5 protein-coding genes are annotated in these 6,176 nt (G+C 74.7%); 3 read left to right on the top strand and 2 right to left on the bottom strand.

Annotated elements, in window-relative coordinates:
• Positions 1-173: 173 nt before the first annotated feature.
• The gene (locus ACFXPX_RS43225; protein ID WP_380645054.1) at positions 174-1,232 is read right to left on the bottom strand and encodes a hypothetical protein; all 1,059 of its coding nucleotides are present in this window, start codon (positions 1,230-1,232) and stop codon (positions 174-176) included.
• 175 nt (positions 1,233-1,407) lie between these two features.
• Here ACFXPX_RS43225 and ACFXPX_RS43220 point away from each other — a divergent pair, with 175 nt between their 5' ends.
• Both ACFXPX_RS43220 and ACFXPX_RS43215 read left to right on the top strand, forming a co-directional pair.
• On the top strand, positions 1,408-1,875 hold the full coding sequence (locus ACFXPX_RS43220; protein ID WP_380523688.1) for a rhodanese-like domain-containing protein: 468 nt from the start codon (positions 1,408-1,410) through the stop codon (positions 1,873-1,875).
• Positions 1,869-2,375 carry a GNAT family N-acetyltransferase gene (locus ACFXPX_RS43215; protein WP_380523690.1) on the top strand — a complete coding sequence of 169 codons (507 nt, stop codon included), beginning with the start codon at positions 1,869-1,871 and terminating at the stop codon, positions 2,373-2,375. The genes ACFXPX_RS43220 and ACFXPX_RS43215 overlap by 7 nt, the downstream gene beginning before the upstream one ends.
• 68 nt (positions 2,376-2,443) lie before the next feature.
• Here the strand turns inward: ACFXPX_RS43215 and ACFXPX_RS43210 are convergent, their stop codons facing one another.
• Positions 2,444-4,894 carry a helicase C-terminal domain-containing protein gene (locus ACFXPX_RS43210; protein WP_380645052.1) on the bottom strand — a complete coding sequence of 817 codons (2,451 nt, stop codon included), beginning with the start codon at positions 4,892-4,894 and terminating at the stop codon, positions 2,444-2,446.
• 212 nt (positions 4,895-5,106) lie between these two features.
• Here ACFXPX_RS43210 and ACFXPX_RS43205 point away from each other — a divergent pair, with 212 nt between their 5' ends.
• A complete protein-coding gene (locus tag ACFXPX_RS43205) occupies positions 5,107-6,102 on the top strand; it encodes a hypothetical protein (protein ID WP_380523694.1) in 996 nt (331 codons plus the stop codon).
• Positions 6,103-6,176: the final 74 nt, after the last annotated feature.

Genomic DNA, 6,176 nt, shown 5'->3' with positions numbered 1-6,176 from the left:
CGGCTTCGTACTGGACGTACTTGGGCGATTCGGGCGTGCGTCCAGGCGGGATGCCCGGCGTCGCGCGCCTGGCAAGATCCGCCGGACAGGCCCTAGGGCCCGCCTTCGGACTCCCGTCGTTCGCCCGGAGGGCGGGCGGGGGTTCGAAGACGGGCCCTGGCACCCGGGGGTGGTCAGCGGCGCCAGCGGCGGTAGGCGTTCCACTCCTGGGTGAGCCAGGTGCCGTCGCCCAGGGGCAGCACGTAGTCGACCTCGGGCATCGGGTACTCCAGGCGGCCGTGCAGGGCGCCGGTGGCGGGGTCGGCGAGCCAGTGGCTGTACTCGCGCCAGTCCTGCTCGCCGAAGAGGAGCACGGCGCCCTCGTCGTAGCGGTTGTGCAGGGTCACCAGCACGGTGGAGTCGTCCACGAAACCGGACAAGGAGGAGATGGACGGGTCGTTGTGGACCGAGCAGTCGCCGGTGCCGGGGGCCGGGAAGTCGCTCAGCCGGAGCGTGGCGGTGACCTCGTAGGAGGGCACGGCGTGCCAGCTGATGTCCCGGCCCCTCCGATCGACGGTCATGCAGCGGGTGTTGCCGGAGTCCGCGTCCAGGTAGTCGCGGTCCGCCGGGAGCCGGGGGACCGCGTCCTGCGGCAGCGGCTCGGCCAGGACGAGGGCGCCGGACTCCCGGCGGAGCCGGTGGCGGGTGGTCGGCCCGGAACCGCCCGAGACGTCCACCCCGATGACCTCGCCGTCGGCGTCCAGGAGCAGGTGGGCGTACCGCTCGTAGCCGCCGCACTCGAGCACGCTCCGGGCCAGCACCCGCCCCTCGGCGTCCAGGGTCAGGAAGACGGTGGCGTCCGGCAGTCCGGAGGGCAGCCGCAGCCAGATCCGGAGCTCCCGGTCGGGACCGGTCATCGTGAACAGGACGTAGCCCCAGCGGTCCACCCGCCAGGTGCCGTACGGCTGCCGCCAGAGCTCCGTGCCGTCCTGGGCCGTCGCGACGTACCCGTCGCCGGTGCCGAAGACGGCGAAGGTGAGGTCGGGAGCCGTCCACACCGGCGCCCACCACTCGGGGCCCGGGGCCGGGAACTCGGCCTTCAGTTCGGCCTGCTCCCGCAGGTCGTAGAGGCGCAGCGAGGTGCCGTCGTGGACCTCCAGGCGGGGAACGGGGCCGGTCGGATCGACGGAGGAGCGGGAGTTGCTCCCGCTCGGGATCGGGTAGCTGGCCACCGGCGTGGGGGTGATCGTCATGTCGCCATCCTCTCCCGACGGGCCGACAGCACCTGGCGGGATCTTGACGACCTTCGGCGTTCACGCCACTCGTGGGGGTGGGCCCCGGGACCGGAGGATGGAGTCATCGCCGACCGGGGAACCCCGGAACGGCCCACCGAACCCCCGCCCCACCAGCAGGAACACGAGGTTTCCGATGTCCGCCAGCGCCGTCCTGACCGTGCCCGCCGCCACCCCGGCCGAGGCCGCCGCCCACTACGCCGCCCGGCTCGCCTTCGAGGCGGACGTCTCCGACGTCCACGCCGACCTGGCCTCCGGCGCACCCGGCGTGGTGGTGGTCGACACCCGCAGCGAGGTCGCCTGGAACCAGGGCCACATCCCCGGCGCCGTGCACATCCCCACCGCGCGGATCGCCGAGCTCGCACCGAAGTTGATCGACCCGGCCACCACGACCGTGGTCACCTACTGCTGGGGCCCCGGCTGCAACGGCGCCACCCGGGCGGCCCTGGCCTTCGCCCTCCTCGGCCACCCCGTCAAGGAGATGCTCGGCGGCTTCGAGTACTGGGTCCGCGAGGGCTTCGCGTACGACACCGCCACCGGCCCCGAGAGCCGCCCCGTCGACGACCTGACCGCCCCGCGCTCGGGCATCTCCTGCGCGTGCTGAGCGCCGACGCACGGCCGGGCGGCACGATCCGCCCGGCCACCCCGGCCGACCTGCCCGCGCTCGCCCGCCTGTGCGCCGACCACGCCGCCCACGAGCGCGCCGAGCCGGTGCCCGCGGACCTCGCCGCCCGGCTGGCGCCCGCACTGTTCGCCGCGCGGCCGAGGGCGTGGTGCCTGGTGGTCGACCACGGCGGCGAACTGACCGGCTACGCGAGCTTCTCCCGGGAGTTCTCCACCTGGCAGGCCGCCGACTACGTCCACCTGGACTGCCTGTTCGTCACCGAGGCCCACCGGGGCGGCGGGTGGGGCCGCGCCCTGCTCGACGCCGTACGGGACGCGGCCGCAGCACTGGGCGCCGCGCAGCTGCAGTGGCAGACACCCGCCTGGAACACCGACGCCATCCGCTTCTACCACCGGACGGGGGCCCTGAGCCGCCCCAAGGCCAGGTTCTCGCTCCCCACCCGCCCGACCGCTCAGCCGACCACCTCGTACGCGACGTAGTCCGGATGGGCCGCGCCGACCTGGCCCGAACGGCCAGACATGTACGGACAGGGGAACGGCGGCCCCGGCTACCCGGGCATCACGCCGTGGATGCGGGAGAGGGTGAACACGCGCTCGTCCTCGCGCAGGTGGCACCAGGCGTTCAGGTAGGGCGCGTCCAGGGCGAGGCGGCTGAGGGTGCGGACGGTCGTGTTGCCGGACGTGGCGACGTACTCGATCGTGACGGCCTGTCCGTGGTCGACGGCGTGGGCCAGTTGGCGGACGTCGGTGAAGGTCAGATGGCGCGCGTTCCGGGCGATGATCTCCTCGGTGTCGCCGGCGTAGGGGCGGCCGTCGTCCGGGGCGGGCTCCGCGCCGTCCTGCGGGGCGGCGCGGAGCCGGGCGGCGAGGGCGCGCAGGTCGGCGGGCTCGTCCTTGGTCGGGGTACGGGCGCCCGTGCGGGGCCTGCCGGGCCGACGCGGGGGCGGGGCCGGGCGCGCGGCGCGGGGGTGCGGGGGCCGTTCGATCCGGACGGTCCCGTCGGGGGTCTCGGCGACGGGGGCGTAGCCCGCGGCGCGCAGGGCCGCGAGGGTCTTGTCGGGCGGGGTCCGGCTGATCAGTACCGTCGGCGCGAGGTGCCGTAGGCCGAGCGGGGCGAGCTTGCGGTGGGCGGCGAGTTCGGCCAGCAGGGCGGGTTCCTGGCCGTGGATCACGCAGGCGGCGGCCGCGACGCGCACCCGGCCGTGGCTGCGCGCGGTGTCGTGGATCAGGTAGGAGAGCGGCTGGGGCAGCGGTTCGACGGCGACCGCCGCCAGGTCGGCGGTGAGGGCGTCGGGGGTGAGGCCCGCGTCGAGGGCCCGGCGGACGCTGCCCGGGCCGAACCGCCAGACGGAGGCCGCACCGGCGCTCTCCCGGTCCGCGGCGGAGTCCAGCAGTGCGTGGAGGTGCGCGGACGGGGTGCCGGCGACCACGGCGGTGAGGTCGCTGCCGAAGCGGGCGCTCGTGCTGGCGGCGGGCAGCAGCCGGTGGCAGGCGTCGACCAGCGCCTCGGCCTCGGCGTCGTCGCCGAGCGGGGCGGCCCCGAGCAGGGCGGCCCCGATCGGGGAGAGCGCCCCGAGGGCGAGGGCGCCGAGCAGTTCCGCCTCCCGGATCAGGGTGGCGAACGGCTCGGCGTCCTGCGGGAGTTCGTCGGCGAGCGGGCGCAGCCACCGGAGCAGCGCCCCCAGGTCCGCCGGTTTCGCCGCGCCTTCACCGGCCGGGAGCCGGGAGGCGGCGGTGAGCAGCCCGTGCCGGGCCTGGACGCAGCCCCCGCAGGGCGGCGCCCCGGCGAGCGCCGGCCGTGCCTTCCCGTCCTCGTCGCGGCTCCGGCCGGGGGTCAGGGGGAGCGACCACCAGGCCCGGAGCAGGACGGCGAGCCGCTCGGCCGGTTCCCGCCCCGCCCAGGTGTCGTAGGACGCGGTCGCGACGACCCGGTCGCCCTCCACGGCCAGGAGCCCGGCGACGCTCGCCGCCTCCAGCACGAGGCGTAGCGGCAGTTCGCCGCACTGCGCGGCCCGGCCGATCCTGGCGAGCTCACGGGCGCCGATCCCGCCGGCCTTGAGCCGGACCGGCGGGGCGGCGGCGCACACGGCGAGGACGGACGTCGCGTCGGCGGCGAAGGCCATCGAGGCGGCCGCGGCCTCCCGTTCGACGTCCGTGGCGGTGGCGGGCGCCGTCGGCACGGCGGGCGGGAGGGGTGTGAACGGGGCCTGCCAGTCGGCACCGCGCAGGGCGAGGGCCACTTCGGCGGGCATGCGCGTGGGCCCGTAGTGGTAGCGGTCCCGGATCAGCAGTCCCCGCTCCACCGCCCACTGCTCGCCGGGTGCGGAGGCGGCAGGCGGCCCCCCGAACATGATGGCGCCCAGGTGCTCGGGAACCGTACGGGCCCGCCGTGCCAGGAGTTCCCGGGTGGCCTCCGGCGCCTTGGCCGCCAGCGCCGCGACCCGGGCAGGATCACTGTGGTGGTCGATCAGCGCCGCCAGCCGCCGCTCCTTCCTGTTGCCGTCCGGCTTGATCCCGGCCTTCGCCAGCATGCGGGCGAGATCGTCGGAGTTCGCGCCCGCGAGCAGGCGTGCGAGCGGTGCGTCGAGCCCCAGCGGCGCGCGCCACGCGCCCCCCAGTGGCGCCGCCATCCGCAACCGGCCGTCGCCGCCCGGCCACACCAGCGCGCGGTCCGCCAACTCCCCCAGGGCGGCGGCCAGTCCATGGGCACGTGCACCGCCCGTCGCGTCCAGGAGGCCTGCCAGCTCCTCCTGCGACGCGTTCCCCAGCGCGGCGAGGGCTTCCGCCGCCTGGAGGCACGGCAGCGTCAGCCGGGGCAGGGCCGAGGCCACCGACGCCGGGCGCTGCAGACGGTCCGCCAGTTCGCCGACCGAACGCGGTTCCGGGGGCGAGGCGGCGTCCGGGCGCGCTGCCAGGATCCGTTCCAGGGCCGCCGTGTCGAGGCCGCGCAGCCAGGCGACCAGCGCCGACCCGTTGTTCTTACCGATGGGACACCTCACCGCTCAGCAGGGCGGCCGTACTCGCCCGGGGGTACCAGGATGGCCCATCGGCAGCGGCGCGGTGCACCGCTCCCGGAATGCGACGTCCGGGACTCGACAGTCAAATGACTGATGCTGCGTGTGCGTCGGAGCGGGAAGCATCGGTGGCGGCGGTCGGAGGGTGCCCCACCCCCGGCCGTCGGTCCCCCGATGTTCTCTTCCAAGGAATTCCCATGAGCTCCCTTCGCGCCAAGTGGCGCATGGCCGCCGTCACCGCGACGACCGCCCTGGCCGTGCTGATGTTCTCCAACGCCCCCGCGTCCGCCGCCGTGTTCGGCGAGAGCAGCACCTGGGCCAGCGAGATCGAGGACAACGTCCCGGTCCGGGCGAACGGCTTCATGGGCGAGGCCCGGGCCGTCAACGGCGATCTCATCCAGGTGTGGCGCGGGTACGACAACCCCGGCATGTACCTCTCGCTCGACCACGGCCGGCCGGTCCGCCTCGCGGGGGCGACCAATGCCAGCCCGCAGGTGGTCTACATGGGCGGGGCCCAGTTCGTGCTGTTCCACACCGGCACCAACGGGTTCATCTTCTACTGCGTCCTGACCGTGAACCAGGCCAACAACGGCCAGCGGTACCTGAACTTCGGCAACTGGATCCAGGTCCCGAACGGCGCCCAGACGAACGACGGCCGCCCGGTGGCCATCGCCGCGCTGCCGCACAACAACATCTCGCTGGCGTTCCACGGCGCGAACAGCAACGAGATCTGGAGCATGATCTTCAACATCCCGAACAACCTCTGGGGCGACCCGGTGCGGGTCGCCGGCGCCACGAGCAACTCCTCCCCGGCGCTGGCGTTCAGCCCCGCCAACAACCTGCTGCTGATGGCCTACCGGGGGCTCGACAACCGGGTGAACGTCATCCGCACGTACTACCAGAACAACGGCTGGTACGGGCGGAGCATCCTGGACGGCGTGCAGACCGACTCGGAGCCGGCCATCGCCATGGCGGGCTCCGGCTGGGGGCAGGTCGCCGTCCGGCAGCAGGGCACGGGCGTGCTGTACCTGGAGGACGTCCAGGACACCGGCTCGCACGGCGACTGGACCCGCGAGGCCGTCGCCTTCGCCTCGGCGTACGGCCCGCGGCTCATCATGGACGCCTACCGCGCCTACCTGGTCGCCACCAACCTGAACGGGTACGTCATGTGGAAGCAGTCCCGCCAGTACTGAGCCCGTACTGAGCCCGAACCGGGCCCGACCGGCGACCTGACACTGCCCGGGGTGGGGCGGCCGTGAACACGGCC

Source organism: Kitasatospora sp. NPDC059146, assembly GCF_042786665.1.
Classification (GTDB): Bacteria; Actinomycetota; Actinomycetes; order Streptomycetales; family Streptomycetaceae; genus Kitasatospora.
This window is presented reverse-complemented; position numbering and strand designations above follow the sequence as displayed.

What these genes read in the sequence shown, in the direction of transcription:
- ACFXPX_RS43220 (WP_380523688.1), top strand. Translation starts at nt 1,408, where the DNA reads ATGTCCGCCAGCGCCGTCCTGACCGTGCCCGCCGCCACCCCGGCCGAG.
- ACFXPX_RS43205 (WP_380523694.1), top strand. Translation starts at nt 5,107, where the DNA reads ATGAGCTCCCTTCGCGCCAAGTGGCGCATGGCCGCCGTCACCGCGACG.
- ACFXPX_RS43225 (WP_380645054.1), bottom strand. Translation starts at nt 1,232, where the DNA reads ATGACGATCACCCCCACGCCGGTGGCCAGCTACCCGATCCCGAGCGGG.